Origin of the sequence: Acinetobacter sp. YH12231, from assembly GCF_013417755.1 — a bacterium.
GTDB classification, from domain to species: Bacteria; Pseudomonadota; Gammaproteobacteria; order Pseudomonadales; family Moraxellaceae; genus Acinetobacter; species Acinetobacter amyesii.
On sequence record NZ_VPDJ01000013.1, the window covers coordinates 66,784 to 88,778 of the forward strand.

Annotated in this window: 16 protein-coding genes and 1 pseudogene; 5 read left to right on the top strand and 12 right to left on the bottom strand. The window is 39.3% G+C overall.

The genetic code is table 11. The annotated features are described in order from the left end of the window. Positions 1–86: 86 nt before the first annotated feature. Entirely contained in the window at positions 87–1,670 is a 1,584-nt protein-coding gene (locus FTV11_RS09630; RefSeq protein WP_180027116.1) for an ATP-binding cassette domain-containing protein, read from the bottom strand. A 702-nt stretch (positions 1,671–2,372) separates the two neighbouring features. On the opposite strand from FTV11_RS09630, the gene FTV11_RS09635 reads away from it, so the two are divergent. Beyond that, entirely contained in the window at positions 2,373–3,458 is a 1,086-nt protein-coding gene (locus tag FTV11_RS09635; RefSeq protein ID WP_180027117.1) for a 3-deoxy-7-phosphoheptulonate synthase, read from the top strand. 270 nt (positions 3,459–3,728) lie between these two features. After that, positions 3,729–4,919 (top strand): PilT/PilU family type 4a pilus ATPase, encoded by a 1,191-nt coding sequence (locus FTV11_RS09640; protein WP_078190956.1) that lies wholly within the window; start codon positions 3,729–3,731, stop codon positions 4,917–4,919. A gap of 97 nt (positions 4,920–5,016) precedes the next feature. Here FTV11_RS09640 and gcvH read toward each other — a convergent pair whose 3' ends face one another. From gcvH to FTV11_RS09695, 11 genes are all read right to left on the bottom strand, one after another. Then, a complete protein-coding gene (gene gcvH, locus FTV11_RS09645; protein ID WP_180027118.1) occupies positions 5,017–5,391 on the bottom strand; it encodes a glycine cleavage system protein GcvH in 375 nt (124 codons plus the stop codon). Between the two features lie 72 nt (positions 5,392–5,463). Beyond that, positions 5,464–6,492, bottom strand: coding sequence for an AraC family transcriptional regulator (locus FTV11_RS09650; RefSeq protein WP_078190954.1), 1,029 nt, complete (start codon positions 6,490–6,492; stop codon positions 5,464–5,466). 149 nt (positions 6,493–6,641) lie between these two features. After that, positions 6,642–7,091 (bottom strand): MaoC family dehydratase, encoded by a 450-nt coding sequence (locus FTV11_RS09655; RefSeq protein ID WP_180054813.1) that lies wholly within the window; start codon positions 7,089–7,091, stop codon positions 6,642–6,644. After that, positions 7,069–8,943: an ABC transporter ATP-binding protein gene (locus tag FTV11_RS09660; protein WP_168377532.1), complete on the bottom strand. Its 1,875-nt coding sequence runs from the start codon at positions 8,941–8,943 to the stop codon at positions 7,069–7,071. The genes FTV11_RS09655 and FTV11_RS09660 overlap by 23 nt, the downstream gene beginning before the upstream one ends. Before the next feature lie 98 nt (positions 8,944–9,041). Next, positions 9,042–10,322: a GGDEF domain-containing protein gene (locus FTV11_RS09665; RefSeq protein ID WP_257223232.1), complete on the bottom strand. Its 1,281-nt coding sequence runs from the start codon at positions 10,320–10,322 to the stop codon at positions 9,042–9,044. Between the two features lie 635 nt (positions 10,323–10,957). Beyond that, entirely contained in the window at positions 10,958–12,208 is a 1,251-nt protein-coding gene (locus tag FTV11_RS09670; protein ID WP_180073908.1) for a mechanosensitive ion channel family protein, read from the bottom strand. A gap of 247 nt (positions 12,209–12,455) precedes the next feature. Continuing rightward, positions 12,456–12,992: a DUF2058 domain-containing protein gene (locus FTV11_RS09675; protein WP_180011723.1), complete on the bottom strand. Its 537-nt coding sequence runs from the start codon at positions 12,990–12,992 to the stop codon at positions 12,456–12,458. 12 nt (positions 12,993–13,004) lie between these two features. Beyond that, positions 13,005–13,679: a YoaK family protein gene (locus tag FTV11_RS09680; RefSeq protein ID WP_180003692.1), complete on the bottom strand. Its 675-nt coding sequence runs from the start codon at positions 13,677–13,679 to the stop codon at positions 13,005–13,007. 34 nt (positions 13,680–13,713) lie between these two features. After that, complete coding sequence (gene sstT, locus FTV11_RS09685) at positions 13,714–14,907, bottom strand: serine/threonine transporter SstT (RefSeq protein WP_180073909.1); 1,194 nt, start codon at positions 14,905–14,907, stop codon at positions 13,714–13,716. A gap of 204 nt (positions 14,908–15,111) precedes the next feature. Beyond that, positions 15,112–16,848, bottom strand: a complete 1,737-nt coding sequence (locus FTV11_RS09690) for a SulP family inorganic anion transporter (protein WP_180073910.1) — start codon at positions 16,846–16,848, stop codon at positions 15,112–15,114. A 303-nt stretch (positions 16,849–17,151) separates the two neighbouring features. Next, on the bottom strand, positions 17,152–17,469 hold the full coding sequence (locus tag FTV11_RS09695; RefSeq protein WP_078193801.1) for a helix-turn-helix transcriptional regulator: 318 nt from the start codon (positions 17,467–17,469) through the stop codon (positions 17,152–17,154). A gap of 282 nt (positions 17,470–17,751) precedes the next feature. On the opposite strand from FTV11_RS09695, the gene cysK reads away from it, so the two are divergent. The 3 genes and pseudogenes from cysK (at position 17,752) to FTV11_RS09705 (ending at position 21,994) form a co-directional block, all read left to right on the top strand. After that, positions 17,752–18,750, top strand: a complete 999-nt coding sequence (cysK, locus tag FTV11_RS09700; protein WP_078193800.1) for a cysteine synthase A — start codon at positions 17,752–17,754, stop codon at positions 18,748–18,750. A gap of 625 nt (positions 18,751–19,375) precedes the next feature. Then, positions 19,376–19,483: pseudogene (locus FTV11_RS17325) on the top strand (cation transporter); the annotation flags it as partial. A gap of 27 nt (positions 19,484–19,510) precedes the next feature. Further along, positions 19,511–21,994 carry a copper-translocating P-type ATPase gene (locus FTV11_RS09705; RefSeq protein WP_373685416.1) on the top strand — a complete coding sequence of 828 codons (2,484 nt, stop codon included), beginning with the start codon at positions 19,511–19,513 and terminating at the stop codon, positions 21,992–21,994. Position 21,995 lies beyond the last annotated feature (1 nt).

Here is a 21,995-nt window from a genome sequence, read left to right on the forward strand (position 1 = left end):
TCCAATGGATGATTTCTAAAGCATTAAATTCGCCAAAGTAGCGTTCATCTACTTTGGCTTTTTTAGATATATCTAGCGAGCGAGAGTTATTCAACAAATTGCACGCTATTCTGAATGCCACAAGATTCTACAAAATATGCATCATGTGAAACGAGGATCACCGCACCTGTATAATGCTGAATGGCTTGAGCCAATAACATTCTAGACTCTATATCTAAGTGATTTTCAGGTTCATCTAACAATAAAAGCTCAATATTCGGTGTTAAATAATTTAAGCCCAACAAGGTTACTTTTAAACGCTCACCACCACTTAAACAGTGAAATGGCAGTTCCGCTTTTTGACTACGGATTCTAAGTTGACCGAGTTGATTACGCCATTCCGTTGACGAAACCTCAGGATTAAACTTTGCCAAATTGTCCAAAACACTCAGTTCAGGTGATAAATTACTCAAGTTTTGATCTAAATACAGGGTATGCACAGACAAAAACGTTTCATGGCTAGACTGTGATGTGGTCTGACTCAAATACTTTAGAAATGTAGATTTACCAATACCATTTTTTCCTTTTAAATGAATTTTTTCACCTGCCTGTAAGGCCAAGTCGAAAGGCTGGTGCTGAGATGTTTTGCGATGAAAATGTTTAACTCTTAAGATTTCTCCTGTTTTTTCAGCGTGATGTTGAAAAACGAATTGCTGCTCTTTGACATGCTCAAGTTGTTGCTGTGACTGAATCAGTTGAGATCTCTTTTCTTCCAATTGCTTCTGCTGTTGCGTTTGAACTGAAGCGAGGCTTTGACCGGCTTGTTCCTTTTTTAAATCGAGTAACACTTTGGCTTGGGTGCTTGACTTGCGTAGGACACGCCCTTGTTGTTCTCGTTTTTGCGCTTTCATCTGTGTTTCGTGTTGCTGTAATTTGAGTTGTTTTAACTCACGCTGATGCTGTAAAGCATTACGCTGTAAGGCTTTATTTTGCAGATCATTTTGTTGAAAGTAGTCTTCATAGTTACCAGTAACATGTGTGAGTCCAAACTCATTTAAAGCATAGATATGCTCTACATGTTGCAGTAACTCTCGATCATGACTGACAATAAATGCACCGGCAGGATGGTTTTCTAAACGATCGATGAGCCATAAGCGTGAGGATGCATCTAAATGGTTACTAGGTTCATCCAAAAGTAAATAATGGTCGGTTTTTAAAAATAATGCACACAAAGCCAATTTGGTTTTTTGACCCTCACTCAGCTGAGCGACAGGGAAATTTAAATCTGTCGGAAGTGACGTCTGCTTAAGTTGTTGCTGCCATAATGCAGGACGGTGCCACTGGTTTTCAGTCAGCTCAAAGTCTTCAAAACTGGCATTGCCTATTTCGATACGTTGAAATGCGCTAAATAAATCTTCCACACCGAGTGCAGAAGCAATCGTGTCAGCTTCTAGCCGAGAAAATTGTGATAAATAGGCATGTGGTACATTCCATGAAATTTCACCTTCATAGGGGAGATCTTTCAGATTTTGTTCATGTAAGATTTTAAGGATGCAGGACTTTCCTAAACCATTGCGACCAATACATGCCGAAAGCTGCTGTTGATTGAGGTTAAATTTCAGGTTTTTAAAAAGTGTTTTAGAGGGAAATTCCAAGCTTAATTGGGAAATTGTACAAGCTGTTTGAGTCATAGATGCACCTTGCAATAGCAAAGATGCGCAATACAAATAACTAATTTTATTTTATAAAAAAGACAATATTTGAGAAAATGCAGTCAAAGTCATTAGCCATGTGTTTGCACATCAAAAAAATGGATTTGATGATGAAAAAACAGGGCTTACTTCATTGGCAAATACTCGAATTAAAAAATAAATGAAAAAAGGTTGAAACTGCGGAATAATGTTGTGCAGTCTAATAAATGTTTATTTATTAATCAATACATCAAATTTTAAAAATAGGTCGCAATAATTGACAGCAGAGTTATTTAATACAACAAAATAGCAAAAAACTATTGTCAAACCGATGAATACAGCGTATTTTGGTTTTCAGATAGATACTTTTTGATGAAATCAAGATGTTAAAGCAACCTTTAATCTCAAACGCATATTATTACTTTTGGCAGTTTAGATAATTGCCTGAACGCGTTCGGGCATGAAAAAGGTTGCCCACCAAGTTTATACCTGATCGGCAACCCTGATCAGGTTTTTTTATGTCTTGATTTTTATAATATTTTTGGAGAAATCTCATGTTTACAGTAAAAAATTCATATTTTAGCAACGGTTATTGGTTTTACTTTAGTCAGTCTATGTCTAAAGCCTTGAAGTCCCAAAGTCCCATAACGCTCAGATAAAAGATCGGACTGTTTGTGTACACAGTCCAAAGGAATAAAACCAATGAATGCGCTAAATACAGCTTTACAACAAACTCAAAATTCAGAAATTCAACAGAAATCTACGCAGTCGAAAGAAATACTTTTGAGCTTGCCTCATCAACTGAAACAACAATTACCTTTATCTGCTCAATCAGCGGAACAAATTGCTGCACATCGTGTAACGATTCAAAATATTTTGACGGGTCAAGATCCGCGTCTAATGATTATTACAGGCCCATGTTCAATTCATGATCCAATTGCTGCTTTGGAATATGCCGAAAAATTAAAACAATTACAGACACAAGTTTCAGATCAAATTTTTCTTGTGATGCGCGCATACATTGAGAAACCACGTACTACAGTGGGCTGGAAAGGCTATATGTATGACCCAAGTTTAGATGGTTCATCTAATATGCAGTTGGGCTTAGAAAAATCACGTGAGCTGTACTTACAAATTATTGAAATGGGTTTGCCAATTGCCTCTGAAATTTTAAGCCCAATGGCGACGGGTTATTTTGATGACCTTTTGGCTTGGGGTGCAATCGGTGCGCGTACCAGCGAATCACAAATTCATCGTGAAATCTCGAGTCATATGCCATACAGTATTGGTTTCAAAAACGGAACAGATGGCTCAATCCAAATTGCTCTAGATGCCATTCAATCTGCATCCCATCCACACCAGTTCTTAGGTATGAGTCAAGCCGGCTTACCGTGTATTTTAGAATCTGTTGGCAACCCACAAGCACATTTGATTTTACGTGGCTCCAATACAGGTCCAAATTATAGTTTGGCTGAAATAGACAAAATTCGTAGTAAAGTAAAAGGCGATTTACCGGCTTTAGTGATCGATTGTAGTCATGGTAATAGCCATAAAGACCCAATGAAGCAACCTGAAGTATTACGCACTATTGTAGCGGAGCGTGAGCATACCCAAGTGCGTGGCGTGATGTTGGAAAGTCATTTGGTGGACGGAAATCAAAAAATTAGTTGTGACATGATTTATGGTCAATCTATAACAGATGGATGCTTAGGTTGGGATAAGACCATTGCTTTGATTCAACAGGTTACGAATGAACTTCGTGCATCACAAATTAAACGTAGTGCTTAACAATCCAGAGCATACTCAGTCTGAATTGATTTACCCCAAAGCCTTAGAACATTGATTGTTCTAAGGCTTTTATTTTGAAAAATCCTTTGTTGCTTACTTCAATACAAAAATTGAAATATGGCCTATATTTTAAAATATATACTGATAATTCAGTGTTTTATGTTTGAGTGAATCAAATTTTTTATGCACAATAATGTCTAAGCTCAATACAGCGCCAGAAATAATGACAATCTGTGCTTGGGTGTTTGAAATTTTATATTGGGGAAGTTGATGTACACTGCTGAATTGCTGGAAGAAGCACGCCGTTTTATGTTCCACATGTTAACCAAAGTGGTTGAATATGGTGGTTCTGATTTATTTATTACGGCAGATTTTCCACCAAGTATTAAACATCAAGGCATGATGAAACCCTTTGGACAGCAAGAACTTGATGCTGAGAAAACAAAGCTTTTCGCCTATAGTTTGATGAATGAGAAGCAGCGCAAAGAGTTTGAAACAGAACTAGAATGTAACTTTGCGATTAGTGTGCCAAACGTTTCGCGTTTTCGTGTCAATGTATTTCAGCAACAGTTACATGTGGGTATGGTCATTCGTACCATTACGGCAGAAATTCCAAATTTTGAAAAGCTTAAATTACCGGCTTCGCTTAAGCACGTGATTATGGAAAAACGTGGTTTAGTTTTAGTGGTTGGAGGTACAGGTTCAGGAAAATCAACCTCTTTAGCGGCGCTGATTGATTATCGAAATGAAAACAGCGCAGGGCATATCATCACTGTTGAAGACCCAGTGGAATATGTGCATAAGCATAAAAAATCAATGATTACGCATCGTGAAGTCGGTGTAGACAGTCATTCGTGGCATAACGCTTTAAAAAATACCTTGCGACAAGCACCAGACGTGATTTTAATTGGTGAAATTCGTGACACCGAGACTATGGAACATGCAATTGCCTTTGCTGAAACAGGACATTTATGTTTAGGTACGCTACATTCAAATAACGCCAATCAAACCCTAGATCGAATCATTAACTTCTTCCCAGAAGAGCGAAGAAATCAATTGCTTATGGATTTATCGAGCAATATGAAAGCGATTGTTTCTCAGCGATTAATCCGGACTGAAGATGGTAAAGGACGCCGTGCAGCCGTTGAAATTATGTTAAATACGCCGCTCATTTCAGATTTGATTTTGAAAGGTGAGTTTCATGAACTAAAAGCGATTATGGCAAAATCTCGTGAACTTGGGATGCAAACTTTCGACCAAGCTTTATTTGATTTATATAATGACGGCGCTATTTCTTATGAAGAAGCTTTAAGAAATGCCGATTCAACTAATGAATTACGTTTGCAAATTAAACTGAAAAGTTCACGTGCAAATGGTACTTCAGCGGCTGCGCAATCTTTTAGTATGGTTGAAGAAAAGAAAGAAGAACCTGAAAGTACCGAAGCTTCGGAAGAAATATAAGCTGGATATTTATGCAAATGGTATATAAGCCAATTCAGCTATCATATTGAAATAAAAAAATCAGCCTGAGGGCTGATTTTTTTGATATTAGAAATATTTACAGACCAGCTTCGTATTGCTCGCTTGTCAACAAAGCATCTACATCAGCGATATTGTCTGGTTTAATTTTATAAATCCAGCCTTTGCTATAAGGCGCATCGTTTACAAAATCTGGATCATCTTCAAGGTCCGGATTGACTTCAACAACTACACCAGAAACTGGAGCATGAATATCAGAAGCGGTTTTTACCGACTCAACCACACCCGCTTGTTCGCCAGCAGTGATATGTTGACCCACATCTGGTGCTTCAACATAAACTAAATCACCCAATGCGTCTTGTGCATGATCAGAAATGCCTGTAACAACAAGGTCACCTTCAATTCGCACCCATTCATGTGTACTTGCGTACTTTAAATCTGAAGGATGATTCATTGATAACTCCTTAAATCCATTAAATTCATTTTTGGCATGAGTTATACATGCTTTTTAAGTAAAACAAAAGACTTATAAGTACGGATCTTTACGCCAATTGCTTGGGCTACGACCACTCCAGCGTTTAAATGCACGGCTAAAATTGGCAACATCGCTATAGCCCAATTCATCAGCAATTTGCTCTAAGGTAAAGTCAGTCCGTGACAGGAGCGATGTGGCATGACGGTAACGAACTTCGTCGACTAACGTTGAAAATGAGGTACCTTCAGCAGCAAGTTGGCGTTTTAAGGTTCGATCGGACATGTGTAGCCGTTCAGCAACACTTTCGATACTTAAATAGTGCTGCTCGGAGTTGGTTAAAATGTCACGAACGCGCATGGCAATACGGTGACGTTCGCCCAAAGCGGAGAGTTCAGCTTCACATTGATTAATCGCGATTTGACTGGCAATCGGGTCTGCATGGACCAATTTATTGGTTAAATATTGCTTATCAAAACTGAGTAAAAGGTGTGGCTGATCAAATCTAAATTGGTGCCGTGGATATTTGGCAATAAACCGCTCAAAACCTTCAGGTTGAGGGAAATCAAAATCAATTTCACCAGCAGAATAATCCACACCGGTAATTGCTTTGCCCATGCTGATCATGCCAAAAATTAAGGCAATTGAAATCTCAGTACGTAAAGGCTCTATCGTAACGTCGGTTTGTAGTTGAACAGTCGCTTTGGTTCCAAAAGTCGAGAAAAAAAGCTGTAAAAAGGGCATGCGTAGCTGAATAAAACGGTTTGCCAAGACTAAGGCATCGGTTATGTCCTTCGCCGTCATGATGGCATAGCCAATAAAACCATGAATCGAGATGCGCATTTGGTTGCCTAAATGAAAACCTAATGTTGGCTCACCAGTTAAACGTAGTGCGTGCTCTACCAATTGATTGGCGATGGGTGTTGGAATACGGAAATCTGGTTCAGCCAATTGTTCGCTGTTTAATCCGAAGGGACTAAATAATGTTTCTGCAGTGTAGCCCCATCGAGAGACCACATCTAAAAGGAGCAATCCATACACTCCGGGAATACCCTGATCCTGACGGGAATTAATTGTTTTCATAGCGTTCCGTTGCAATGCGGGTTTTTCTTCTGTTCAAGGTTATATTGGCATGATTCCGTGTTGTATCCCACAAAAATTGTTGGACAAACTGACTAGGCTCAACTATTTATAGCGGCCTACCTTAGCGTTGTAAAGTAGGCCGTTAAGGATTAATTCGGTTTAAAATCTTTGGAAAAGACCACAATTTTGGTCGTAGACATATAAAGAACGTCATTGTGCTGATTAAGCGCTTGCGTAACATAGGTCACAATGCCGCGGTCTGTCTTACTTTTCGACGGAGTAATTGCAGATATTTCAACTTCTACACGAATTTTATCTCCCGGACGTGTTGGGCATGGCCAACGCAGACTTGACTCAGAGCCAATTAAGCCATAAGCCACAGGGAAACATTCAGTCCATAAGCGCATCGTTACAGCAGCGGTATGCCAACCACTTGCCGCTAATCCTTGAAAGATCGGGTGCTGTTGGGCTTTGACTTCATCTGTATGAAATTCCTGAGGATCATAAGCGTTGGCAAATTGCTTGATTTCTTCAACAGTCATTTCATATTCACGACTGCTAAAGTGATCACCAACTTTAAGGTCTTCCAGATACAGCATTTTCATCTTCCTTTGATTCTACTTTATGTTGTTCTATTAAAAATCCACCGGTTTGACGCTGCCACAAGTGTGCATAAATACCATTCAAAGCAACAAGCTCTTCGTGGGTGCCTTGCTCAGCAATACGTCCTTGATCCAAGACAATCAAGCGATCCATTTGCGCAATGGTTGAAAGTCGATGCGCAATGGCAATCACAGTTTTGCCTTGCATCAAATCATCTAAACTCGATTGAATCGCGGCTTCGACTTCTGAATCGAGCGCACTTGTGGCTTCATCTAAAATTAAAATCGGTGCGTCTTTTAAAAATACCCGAGCAATCGCAATACGTTGACGCTGACCACCTGATAATTTTACGCCACGTTCACCGACAAATGCGTCATAGCCACGTTGGCCACGTAAATCGATCAATTGAGGAATGAATTCGTCAGCTTTCGCTTTACGCACTGCATCATACATTTCTTCATCGGTTGCATTCGGGCGACCATATTTAATATTTTCTTCAACTGTACGATGCAATAACGAGGTGTCTTGGGTCACCAATGCAATATTTTTTCTTAAGCTATCTTGAGTAATATCTTCTATATTTTGGCCATCAATCGAAATACGACCATGGTTGATATCGTAAAAGTGGAGTAAAAGTTGAATTAATGTTGATTTTCCGGCACCCGAACGCCCGACAATACCGATTTTTTCACCTGGTCGAATGGTTAAATTAAATTGATCGATGACATTTTTATCATTATAAGCAAAACTGACGTCCTCAAATTTAATTTCGCCTTGCGGTACTTTTAAGTCGGTTGCATCAGCTTTGTCTTGAATATGAATTGGGCGGCCCATGGTTTTCATCCCATCTTGAATGGTCCCGACATTTTCAAATAGGGCAGACGTTTGCCACATCATAAACTCGGAAATACTACTGAGTTTTAAAATCATAGCGGTCGCTGCTGCAATGACCCCAAGCTCAGCTTGACCATCCATCCAAAGCCAAACGGCTGTTCCAAGTACGCCACCATATAAAACAATGATCAGCAAATTCGTCGCGATGTTGTATTTTGCTGCAAGACGCATTTGCTTATACACCGTCACCATAAATTCTTTCATTGAGGCTTTGGCATATTGGCTTTCGCGGCCCGCATGGGCAAATAATTTTACCGTTTGAATATTAGTGTAAGCATCGGTGACACGACCAGTCATTACTGCGCGTGCATTGGCTTGTTCATTTGAAATTTTGCTCAATTTGGGGATGAAATAGCATGCAGAACCAATAAATAAAGCCAGCCAAAGTAATAACGGAACAATCAACAGTGGCGATATAGCACCTAAAATGACGGTGATCGAAATCAGGTAAATGAAGACATAGGCCAACATATCCCCAAGAATAATCCAAAACTCACGTACAGCCAGTGAAGTTTGCATGACTTTGGCAGATAAACGACCTGCAAAGTCGTTGTGGAAGAAATCTAAACTTTGTTTCAGTAATAAGTTATGAAATCTCCAACGTAGACGCATTGGAAAGGTGCTATATAAAATCTGATGTTTAATAATGGTTTGAAGGCAAGAAAAGAAGATATTTGCCAATAAAATAAAGCTTAAAATGGTCAGATTGGTCTGGTGCTGCTGTAAAAAGGTTTCAGGTTGAGACTTACTGATCCAATTGACTAATTCACCAATTTTGGCATAAAGCAGTGCTTCAAAACTCGCTACACCAGCTGTACAGAGTACCAATATCAATAGGTATTTTTTTACACCCGTTGCAGCTTGCCATACAAAGGGGAAAAATTTTGTCGGCAATGGTTTATTCAAGTCCTGTTCAGGATAAGCGTCAACTAAGTTTTCAAACCATTTAAGCATGCAGATAACCTGAGAATTTTACTGTAATTAATCTTTCTTTCTTCCGCTCTGAGTGTAATGGATTCGCTGGTTTTTCTCCATTTTGATTTGTTTATTTATTAAAAAGCTTGGCTGCAAAAATTCATAAAATTAAAATGTACAACCCGATTACGACCTTGGCGTTTTGCTTCATATAAAGCAATATCGGCTTGTTTAATTAACTGATCGAGTTTGGCGTGGTCAGGGTCAATTTTTGAAACACCAATGGAGATCGAAAATTTCACCAATTGACTATCCATATAAAACTGATGTTGTTCCATTTTATGTCTTAACCGTTCAGCAATTTTTAATGCATCTTCTGGGACGGTAAAAGGCAAAAGTACAATAAATTCTTCACCCCCAAAACGTGCCAACATATCGTAAAAACGCATTTCTTTACGCGCAATTTCAGCAATTTGGCATAACACTTGGTCGCCGACATCATGTCCATATCGATCATTAATCGCTTTAAAATGATCGACATCAAAAATCAAAAGACTGGTACAGACGGTCATTGGGGTTTCTTGGATTTTTTTATTGGCGGCATGTACAAATTGGCGACGATTGCTTAACTGGGTTAATTCATCCGTATGGGCAATTTTGCGCAGGGTATGAAAGTTCCAGTCATCTAACAGCGCTCTCAGAAAGGTTTTACGAGAGTTTAGCGTAGAGTTCCAGCAGATATACATACTGAACAACAGCACTGGAATATAAACCAATAAAAATATCGTAAAATCACCAAAATCATTAATACGCCAAGCACCAAAAAGTATCGCTGCCGAGATCATGGCAGAGGTCATGATCGAAGGGCGAAAATGTACATGTATACTCAAATTACCTAATACAATCAAAATAATGGCAGCATATTGATAGCTATGAACCAGTTCATTTTGCGACTGAAGTAATATCTCAAACCAGAGTATCGCTGAAAGGCAAGTGGCGAGTGGTAAAATCAAATCGAGCAATTTAATCTGTCTGATATATTTAAACAGAACATAATTCAGACCAAATGCAGCAATAATGGCAATGATACGGATCACACCTGACAGTACTTCTATGTCAGGCAGAACATAGCGATCTGCCCAAAAATAGATTAAAAATGCCAATTGGGCGAAGTAGTTGACCTGCTTTAAATAGTCTTTTTGGTTGTAGTACAAAAATTTGTAATAAGCATTTTTAAACTGTGCCGGAATACGTGCAATCGGGTCGGATAAAGCACGCTCAATACGAACACGATTCTCTAGGTCACATGCTTCTGCCTGTATGAGCGTATGTTTGGCAGAAGTGCGATTCATCGATTCTATGAGTAATTGTGATTCGTTTTTAACTGATTTCCGAGAAGGTTGATTGGGGCCTTCCATGATCAAGTTCCTATTTTAGAAGCGTTTTTATGCAACTGTTAACAAATAGTATCTAAAATTGTCTACATTTGTATAGTATTTGTTTGGGTTTTTTTAATTACTGATGTTACGCAGTAACACCAGAAGCGTAATTTGATTTAAATAAAAGTATGATACGCGGTAACGTCATCCGCAAGTGTTTGAGACAGCACTTCTTCTAATCAAAAATGTTTTTGCGATACTTTGAATAATTTGACGCTAGTGAACGAGTTTTGCGGATGACAATGGTTTTGGGTGCTTTTGCCAAAACAAAAGTACCTCCAGCCGAAGGCTAATCCCTTTATTCACCCCCTAGATGTAAGACTCCGTCGAATAGAATTAAAAATCATTTTTAAAATGTGAAATTACTGTTATGTGCGTAACATCAGTTAATTATTTTTAGTTGTTTCAGATGCATTATATTTTTAGGAAATTATACGATCAGCGCATTTATCTAGCCTGCTCTAAATCCTTGCATTGCGCGATAAACAAGCACTAGCAGATGTCGAATAGCTTTTAAAGAAAACGCCCCCAATATATATTCAATCGACATTGTGAATTCTTTAACCTAAAGAATTTCTTCTTCAAATATACATGGGGAGATGCGCAATTAAGTCTTAGCTTTTATCAACATTTGGTTGAACGAGGGCTTTAAAATCGGCACTAGAAGGGGCTTGATAGATTTTAAGACCAAACTCAGGTGTGATTGCAATCAGATGGTCAAAGATATCAGATTGAATCGCTTCATAATCTTTCCATGCAATGGTTTTACTAAAAGCATAAATCTCTAAAGGTATGCCCTCACTCGTGGGTTGTAACTGACGCACCAAAATCGTTTGGTGTTGGGCAATGCCTGAATGCTGTTGTAAGTAGAATTCTACATAGGCACGAAAGGTCCCAAGATTGGTTAAACGGCGCTGATTATATTTCGATTGATTTGAAAGTTGCTGATTAAACTGAGCAAGCTCTTCATGCTTATGATCAAGATATTGATCTAATAATAAAAATTCTTTGAGTTTGTTTTGCTCATCCTGAGTCATGAAATGAATAGAGCTTTGATCAATATAAAGCGAGCGTTTGATGCGGCGCACACCAGACTGTGCCATACCACGCCAGTTTTTAAAGGTGTCAGTCACCAGTTTATTGGTTGGAATCGTGGTAAAGGTCTTATCAAAGTTCTGCACGGTAATAGTATGTAATGACATATCAATGACATCGCCATCCGCATTGAGCGAGGGCATTTCAATCCAGTCACCAATTCGCACCATATCATAAGAAGAAATTTGTACCGAAGCGACCAGTGACAAAATGGTATTTTGGAAGACCAACATCAGTACAGCCGCCATAGCACCGAAGCCTGCGAGTAATGTAAATACATCTTTTTTCAGAAAAGTACCTAAGATCATTAGGCCACAAACCAAAAAGATGATCAATTTGACCAACTGCAAATAGCCTTTAATTGGTTTGTTTCTAGATTTTGGATTACGTTGATAAATCAGATTAAAAATATTTAGTAATTCAGAAATGGCTAAAGCAATGGTCAGGAAGATAAAGGCCTGACAAGCCATTTGAACGATTGAGATAAACTTCACAGATAAATGTGGGACTGTGGTTATGCCATTTAAGATTACAATTGCTGGAACAATGTTGGCAAAGCGTTTAATCACACTATGTTCTGACAAAATTTGACTGTGGCTAAAGGCCATTTTAGACACGAGCTTACGAATACCACGTACCACAATTTGCTTGGCGATAAAATTTGCAATGATGGCAAAAATAATAATGAAACTGAGCGATGTCAGCATTTCTAACCAAGGGTATTGATCTGACCAATCTTGAATATTTTTAATGAACTGAAATTTTTCCAAAATTATCCTACTCTTATTGAAGTAAATGAAAGGGTTAATGATCAAACTATTGTAATTGTGGTGATTATATAAGCAATTTTATACTCGTAAAATTTACGGAGTTACGACATGTATAGTCCATAATGTTACTTATTGGGTGCTAAGGAATGATTTTTTGAAGGTATAACCGATATTTATGGACTGAAAAAGATTAATGTTGATAAAAAAAAGCCCCCGAATCGGGAGCTTCATTGGCGATTTGAAGTGCTTACCACATTAAATCATCAGGAATTACATAAGCTGCATACGGATCTTCTTCATCCGTGGTTTGTTCATTCACTTCAGAATTATTCACAATAATAAAGCCTTCCATTTTCGCATTAATACGGTCGGCTAATTCTTTTGGTAAAAAAGCATAGTTGCTATTTTCCCGTGCAATAACAAGACTGCCAGCAACCAAGGCATTATAAATTTGCTGATTGATATAAAGCTTTTTGATCTTGGCATCATCGATAAATTGATAGGTCGATTCGCCATCGGTATCACGAATTTTATGCTGATTAATCATTTGCATGATGGCAGCTTTTAATTCTTTTTCTTGCAACACTGCTTTACGATCTTGCTCTAAAGCATGATCTTTTGCGATTTTTTGCTGCTGATCTTGCTCAATTTTCGCCTTGATTTCAGCATCTTTACTTTCACCGGTACGTTTTTCATGTACGGCTTGTTTAGACAATTTTTTTGCCTTTTTATTATCGACCAGACCTGCTTTAAGCAGTTGCGCCTGTAATGCATTTTTAACCATAGTACGTTCCAACTAATCGTGTATATGTCGATAATGAAAATAGATGATCCAATATACTGCGCTCATGACTAAACTGAGTGCGGCAGGAATCAGGAATGCGTTTAATTTTAAATAAGGATAAAGCCAACTGGCAAGTATGCCACCGACGATAAATCCCGCTAAAATTAATAAATGTAAGACCACACGTTTAGACTCAACCGAAAGTCCACGAGCTTTATAACCCAAAGCCAAACCTAAGTCCGTCAAAACACCAGAGAGGTGTGTGGTACGAATAATGGTGCCTTTATAGTGGCTGACCATTGCATTTTGTACACCCATCGCCACGCATGCCCAAAGCAAAGCATAACGTGGAAAATAGGGTAATAGCAGCCAACACAGGACAATAAAAAAAGCCACCAAGCTTAATGGGACGCCATAACGTCGCGTTAAGCTAAAGTGACTATTTCCTAGAATTAGCCCACTATAAAATGAGCCAATCACATAACAGAGCAACACTAAAATCAAATAAATAATTGTAGCCGGCTGCCATGCAATGAAGGCCATGGCTAACATACTGACATTACCCGTCATGTGAGATACCGACTGGTGCAAGATCGTCACCAGGCCGAGTACATTAATCATTCCTGCATTCACTGCGAGAAAAAAAGCACCCAGTTGTATCCAAAGCGGTAAAGTCTGAAAAGGCATGGCCTCGCCTTAAAAAGTATCCAATATCAGGATATTATCTTAAACCACGGTCGACTGCAGCTGTAAATAATACGTCAGTCGAAGAGTTTAAAGCTGTTTCAGTTGAATCTTGAAGTACGCTAATAACCATACCAATGGCAACAACTTGCATCGCGATATCACTTGAAATACCAAACAGGCCACAAGCCACTGGAATAAGCAGCAATGAACCACCAGCAACACCTGAAGCACCACATGCAGAAACGGTAGCAACGACTGATAAAATCAACATTGTGCTGAAATCAACAGAAATGCCCAAAGTATGAACTGCTGCTAGTGTGAGGACTGTAATTGTGACCGATGCACCTGCCATATTGACAGTTGCACCTAAAGGAATCGCTACGCTTGCAGTTGACTCTGGTACACCAAGACGCTTTGCAAGGTCAAGGTTTACAGGAATGTTTGCAGCAGAACTACGCGTAAAGAATGCAGTGATACCACTTTCACGTAAACATTGGAAAACCAATGGGAACGGATTTGAGCGGGTCATAAATGCCACCATTAGTGGATTGATGACCAAGGCAACAAAGAACATGGTACCAATTAAGACCGCAAGTAAGTGTGCATAGCTGATCAGTGTTTTCAAACCTGAGTCGGCAAATGTAACAGCAACCAAACCAAAGATACCGACAGGTGCAAAGTTAATCACTAAACGGATTACTTTATTCACTGCATCAGCAGCGTCAGATAAAAAGACTTTGGTGTTCTCTGATGCATGACGAAATGCAATACCTAAGGTAACAGCCCAAGCCAAAATACCAATGAAATTTGCTTCAGAAATTGCTGTAACAGGGTTTGCGACAAAACTTAATAATAAGTTTTTCAATATTTCAGCAAGACTGCCTGGCGGCACAAGGTTTTCTGCAGCAACATCAAGAATTAATGTACTAGGGAATAAAAGGCTTGCTACTACTGAACTTAAAGCAGCAAGGAACATACCAATAGCGTACATCAACATAATCGGTTTAATGTAAGAATTACTGCTACCCACTTTGAAATTTGCAATGGATGACAGTACAAGTACAAAGACCAGTATCGGTGCTACGGATTTCAATGCCTTAATGAATAAATCACCAAGCAAACTTAAATAGGGTGCAACGCCCGGAGCCACAACAGCAACCAATACACCTAAAATAATGGCGATAATAATTCGGGTTACTAAACTCAAGCGTGTAAATGCTGAAAACATAGGAGAGCCTTGTCAGAATTACAATGACAAAATGATGAAAATTAGTGCTGTATTTTATACGAAAATATAGAATGCTTATAAAATAATTTTATTTAAAAATAAATCTTTGTTTTTTATAATCTATTTTTGTGTATTAAAATGTAAGCCTTTCAAAACTCACTGTTTATCAAATTTGGTTTGATTAAACAGTGAGCGAATACACCTTTAAATTTGGTATTCAGAACTGGCTGTAGCAAGCTCTGTCATGGCTTGATAATGGGTGAGAAAAATTTGACCACTCAAATGAGTGAGTAATTTTGAGTGCTGCAATTTATCCATGACAGGACCTTTGACTTCAGAAAAATGCAGTCGAATATCTAATTTTGATAATTCAGCATTTAACTCTTCCAACATTTCTAAGGCACTTAAGTCAATTGAACTGACGCTTGAGCAATTGATAACAACATGCTCTAGGTCAATATTTTGACTGACTTCATTGATCAGGAAACCTTTAAGCGTATTGGCATTTAAAAACGAGATATTTTCATCTATACGGAGCGAGAGTATATGTGGTGCGGTATAGACATGATGACGCTGTACATTGCGGAAGTGCTGTGTGCCTTCGACTAAACCGATCACCGCAATGTGTGGACGACTGATGCGCCATAACAACAGAATAAAAGTAGAAATGATGCCAATAATGAGACCTGTAGAAATATCGATACACACCACACCGAAAAAGGTCACCCACATCGCAATCCCGTCAGCTTTTGAATAACGCCATGTATCCACAAAAGGTTTAAAGTCGACTAATTTCCAAATGGAAACAATAATTGTGGCCGCCAAGATCACTAAAGGTAAGTCTTGGAAAAAACCAGTGAAGTAGAGACTGACAACGATAATCAGCAATGACGACAACACACCTGCCATCGGGGTTTTTGCACCTGCATCTGCATTAACCACCGTACGAGATAAGCTACCCGTCACTGGAAAGGCAGAGCTAACCCCAGCGCTTAGATTGGCTAAACCTAGAGCGACCAACTCTTGGTTACTGTTGAGTTGGCTTCGTTGTTGTAAGGCAGTGGCTTGGGCAATAGACAGTGACTCAACAAAACTGATCATGGCAATCATTGTTGCACCGGGCAGTAAGGTTTGTACCAGTTCCCAGTTCCAATGTGGAAAGCTTAAGGGTGGAAATCCTGAAGGAATTTCACCGACGGTTTTAATGCCGACATTTTGCAGGTCAAATAACATCACCGATGCAATTGAGATCACCACGAGTATCAATGGAAGTGCTTTACTTAGAAAGGCAGTAGAGCCGAATCGAGATTGAATTGATTGAGTGGCCAACATTTTTGGTACATAGATTAAAAACAGTATGGCCAGCACACCAAAAATGAGTGAAGCAAAGTGAGTCAAACTCAGGTATTCCCACAAACTTAAAACAAACTCAGGGATGTTGTTGGCTTTTAGCGGGACATCGACAAGAAACTTAAACTGACCGAGCGCAATGAGCAGAGCCGAGGCAATAATGAAGCTTTTAATGACAGGATGACTGATCAGCTGAATTAAAAAACCAAAACGTAGTACACCTAGCAGCAGAGAAATCAGCCCGACCATTAAGGCCAAAAGTGTAGCGGCTTCAATATAAACAGGCGAACCAACTTCAAATAGCGGATTGAGCGTGGCGAAGGTCATCATCGAAATGATTGCCACAGGGCCTATCGATAAGGTTGAACTTCCACCAATGAGGGCGTAGACAATCATAGGTAAAATACTGGCATATAAACCCATGATTGGGGGTAAACCTGCCAGCATGGAATACGCCATACCTTGAGGGACTAACATGGCAATCACGATTAGCGAAGCAAGTACATCAGATTTAAATTTCACAGTGCTGTAGTGCTGTAACCACTGCCAAGCAGGAAATTTCTGTAAGAAATGAGGTTTTAAATCTGACATAAACTTATCTAAATCACAATTTCATATATATTATGCATAAAAAATGCTAAGAAGTCTTGTGCAATAAATTTTGAGCGTACAACATTGCAGGAAATTTAAGGGGATATTTAAGAAGCCATCATTTTAAATGAATTAATGAAAAGTATGAGCTGATTTAAAGCTTTGGATATTCGATATAAATATAGATATTTTGAAGAAGTTTGGAGGGTAAATTGAGATATTGAATTGCTGCCCATTGCGATAATTCATCTATAGTGGTGCAAGAACAGCATGTCTGGCTTGAAATTTTAAAATAACTGAGTGTTATTTATAAGATTGGTTGCAATACAATTGGTAAAGAGTATTGAGAACTTGAACTAAATTTGCATCTTTAATTGAATAATAAATTTGCTTTCCATCACGACGCGTGGTCACAACATCACTTTTGCGTAACATCATCAGTTGTTGTGAGAGGGTTGGCTGTTTAATATCAGTGATTTCTTCAATCTGAGACACATTCAATTCTTGCTGTGCTAGATGACATAAAATTAGTAGACGATCCGTATTTGCCAGCGACTTTAAAACGCCCACGACTAATTCGGCAGAATCACGCATAGTAGTGATTTCCAGATCGGTATTCATTGGATATGTCCATACGATTAACAACAGCTCAAGTATACGGATATCACGGCTTAATACATTGAATAAATAAGACAATTTCTATGGTTTTTTATGAAATCAAATATCATTAATTTTTATAAGTTTAAATTTAGTTAATCAGTTAAATTTATTGCTTGATTTTAGTGCAAGCTTTCACAAAATGCACATAAATATAAGACATTAGCTTAAAAAATCATGCACACTTTGAAAATAATTGTATCATCTAAAGATCGTATTCAATAAATACACAAGGGATAAATAGTCATGACAACAGATTCAGCTTTTCCAGCAACGAGTAATTTAGGTATCGCAGTATATAGTAATAACGCTGAAGCGATTGGTAATACACCTTTAGTTCGTATTAATCGTGCGATTCAGTCAGATGCAACGGTCTTGGCTAAAGTTGAAAGCCGTAACCCAGCATTTTCAGTGAAATGTCGTGTAGGTGCAGCTCTGATTGCTGATGCAGAAGAAAAAGGTTTATTAAAACCGGGTATGCATATTGTAGAACCTACAAGTGGTAATACAGGGATTGCTTTGGCATTTGTTGCAGCTGCGAAAGGTTATGCAATTACATTAACCATGCCAGCAAGTATGAGTATCGAACGCCGTAAGGTGTTGAAGTCTTTTGGTGCAAATCTCGTATTGACTGAACCTGCTAAAGGCATGAAAGGTGCGGTCGAAGAAGCACAGCGCCTCGTTGCCGAACATCCTGAAACGTATTATTTACCACAACAGTTTGAAAACCCTGCAAACCCTAAAATTCATGAATTGACCACTGGCCCAGAAATTTGGGAAGCAACTGGTGGTAAAGTGGATATTTTAGTATCGGGTGTAGGTACAGGTGGTACGATTTCTGGCATTTCAAGTTATTTTGAAAAAGTGAAAAATCAGCCGCTTTATTCTGTTGCGGTAGAACCGGCTGAATCCCCGATTATCGCCCAAGCGAAAAAAGGCGAAACACTGACTCCTGGGCCGCATAAAATTCAGGGGATTGGCGCTAACTTTATTCCGGGTAACTTAGATCTAGACCTTGTTGATGAAGTGATCGGTATTGAAAGTGCTGAAGCAATTGAGTGGGCGCGTAAAACGGCTACTCATGACGGTATTTTAGTGGGTATCTCTAGTGGCGCGGCAATGGCAGCTGCGGCAAAACTTGCTGCACGTCCTGAGAATGCAGGCAAAACCATTGTGGTCATTTTACCGGATGGTGGTGAACGTTATCTTTCGTCAGTTTTATTTGAAGATATTAGTGCTGACTAATAGGTTTGACATGAAAAAAAGCCCATTCATTTGAATGGGCTTTTTTATTGATGATTTTGCTATTTGTACGTGTCTTAAGCCGCGTCTTGATCATCGTTTTTGGGATTTTGTTGTTTAATTTTTCGTTTAGGCGGTTCATGTCCTAACTTTCGAGCGATGTATTTAAACAGGAAGCCTAAGAGTATGCATATCGTGACAGCAGGGATAACCACTTGAGTGAGCCAAACATCAATATGATCTAGACTCCAACTTAAAATTAAAAATAAAAAAGCACACAAATATGCGCAGTTAAAGCAAATGTTCGACAGTTTGTACATGCGAAAGAGAGTAATTCGTTTGGTGGTCACGAATCTTTATCTTACTGAATAATGAGGAAATGTGTAGTTTTAATATCAGAAAAATAAACTAATTGAATAATCATTATTCAATATTATTGATTATGTTTTTAAATCTTCGCAATTCTTTATACCTTAAAGAAAAGCCTTGCTGTGAGTCAGAAAAACTTGACCTTCCCATTGTGGTAAAGTTTAAGCTATAGCCTAAAACAAGCACATATGATTGGGATGTTGCCATGACAGATTCGACAGAACGCAAACTTTTTGACGGCACACTTGCTATTGAAGGGATGACCTGTGCTTCTTGTGTGGCACGGGTGGAAAAAGCCTTAAAAAAAGTCGATGGCATCACTGATGCTCAAGTGAATTTAGCCACTGAAACAGCACATGTTCAGAGTGATAAAAATGTGGATTATCCTGCTGTAATTCAGGCCGTTGAAAAGGCAGGTTTTGGCGTTGCACAAAAGCAGCTTGAACTTGAAATTGAAGGGATGACTTGCGCATCGTGTGTTGCACGTGTTGAAAAAGCCTTAAAGATAGTTCCAGAAGTCATCGATGCAAAAGTGAATTTGGCAACTGAAAAAGCCACGATTACGGCATTGGCATCTGTTGAAAATTCTGCATTGGCGAAGTCTGTAGAAAAAGCAGGTTTTCATATTGCACAGCCCAATATTGAATTAAATATTGATGGAATGACCTGTGCTTCATGTGTGGCACGGGTTGAAAAAGCCTTAAACGCTGTAGACGGTGTCAATAAAGCAACGGTAAATTTAGCCAGTGAAAAAGCCTTTGTTCAGGCTCCCGCTTCAAAAACACAAGAATTGATCGCGGCAGTTAAAAAAGCGGGATACAGTGCTAGCATTGCTACGCAGCAACAACCGACAATGGCAGAAAAAAAAGCCGACGAAGCTCGGTTACTCAAACGTGATTTAATCATCGCATTGGTACTCGCTGTTCCTGTTTTTATCTTGGAGATGGGATCACACATGATTCCAGCTTTTCATCATTTTATTGCGCATAATTTAGGGACACAAAATAGTTGGTATATTCAGTTTATATTAACCACTTTGGTATTAATCCTACCCGGAAGACGCTTTTATCAGCACGGCATACCAGCACTTGCGCGACTTGCCCCAGATATGAATTCTTTGGTTGCAGTCGGGACTTTATCTGCTTATAGTTTTTCTTGTGTTGCAACATTTGCTCCGCAATTATTACCGCAAGGTACGGTTCATGTGTACTTTGAAGCAGCCGCAGTAATTGTGGCGTTGATTCTTTTGGGTCGTTTTATGGAGGCGAAAGCCAAAGGTAAAACCTCGCAAGCTATTCAATACTTAGTCGGCATGCAACCCAAAACAGCACGTGTTGAGCAATCTGGTAGCTATATAGATTTGCCGATTAGTGATGTTGAAACAGGTATGTTGATTGAAATACGGCCTGGTGAACGTTGCCCAGTCGATGGTGCTGTAGTGTCTGGGAACAGTTATATTGATGAATCCATGATCAGTGGCGAGCCAATTCCTGTCGAGAAAAAAGCCGGTGATCAAGTTGTCGGTGGAACGATTAACCAAAATGGGGCCTTGAAAATACAAGCCACTGCGGTAGGTCAAGATTCTGTTTTGGCACAAATTATCCATATGGTTGAACAGGCTCAGGGTTCAAAATTACCGATTCAAGCTTTGGTGGATAAAGTCACGTTATGGTTTGTACCGGTGGTAATGGCGTTGGCGTTGATCACCTTTTTAGTTTGGTATGTAGTTGGACCTGAACCGAGTTTAACCTATGCCTTAGTCAATGCTGTAGCAGTACTGATCATCGCATGTCCATGTGCAATGGGTTTGGCAACACCAACGTCTATTATGGTCGGTACAGGGCGAGGTGCAGAGCTTGGAGTATTGTTCCGTAAAGGTGAAGCCTTACAACAACTCAAAAATACTCAAGTGGTTGCAGTCGATAAAACAGGGACATTGACGGAAGGTAAACCGAAACTGACAGATTTTGAAGTCACTGAAGCTTTTGATAAAGATCGCGTATTTCAGTTATTGGTCTCTGTAGAGCAAAAATCTGAGCATCCGATTGCCTATGCCATTGTTCAAGCTGCAAAAGAGATGCAAGTGCAACTTTTAGAGGTTGAGCATTTTGATTCCGTGACTGGTGCTGGGATTCAGGCCGTTGTTGAAGGACAAAGCATTTTTATCGGTGCAGATCATTTGATGCATAAACTTGGTTTAGATACACAAATCTTTTCATCACTGGCGGAACGCATGGGCAATGAAGGGAAAACCCCGCTCTATGTATCGATCGATCAACAGCTTGCTGCCATTGTTGCTGTTGCCGACCCGATCAAAACCACAACCTTTACAGCCATTCAAGCTTTGCATGATTTAGGACTGAAAGTGGCGATGATTACAGGCGACAACCGACATACTGCTTCTGCCATAGCACGACAGTTGAAAATTGATCATGTGATCGCTGAAGTGATGCCAGATCAAAAAGTGCAATCTGTACAACAATTGCAAAAAGAACATGGTGTTGTTTGTTTTGTGGGCGATGGTATTAATGATGCGCCTGCACTTGCTCAAGCAGATGTGGGCATGGCGATTGGTACAGGGACAGATGTGGCGATAGAGGCCGCGGACGTTGTGCTTATGTCGGGTAATTTACAAATGGTGCCGACAGCAATCGCACTGAGCACAGCGACGATGAATAATATTCGCCAAAACCTATTTTGGGCATTTATTTACAATGCAGCATTGATTCCTGTCGCTGCAGGTGTGTTATATCCATTCTTTGGCATATTGCTTTCACCTATGTTCGCAGCTGGTGCAATGGCACTTTCATCGGTGTTTGTTGTGTCAAATGCCTTGCGTTTAAAAGCATTTAAAGGGCCAGTTTTTCAGGAGTCTTGAG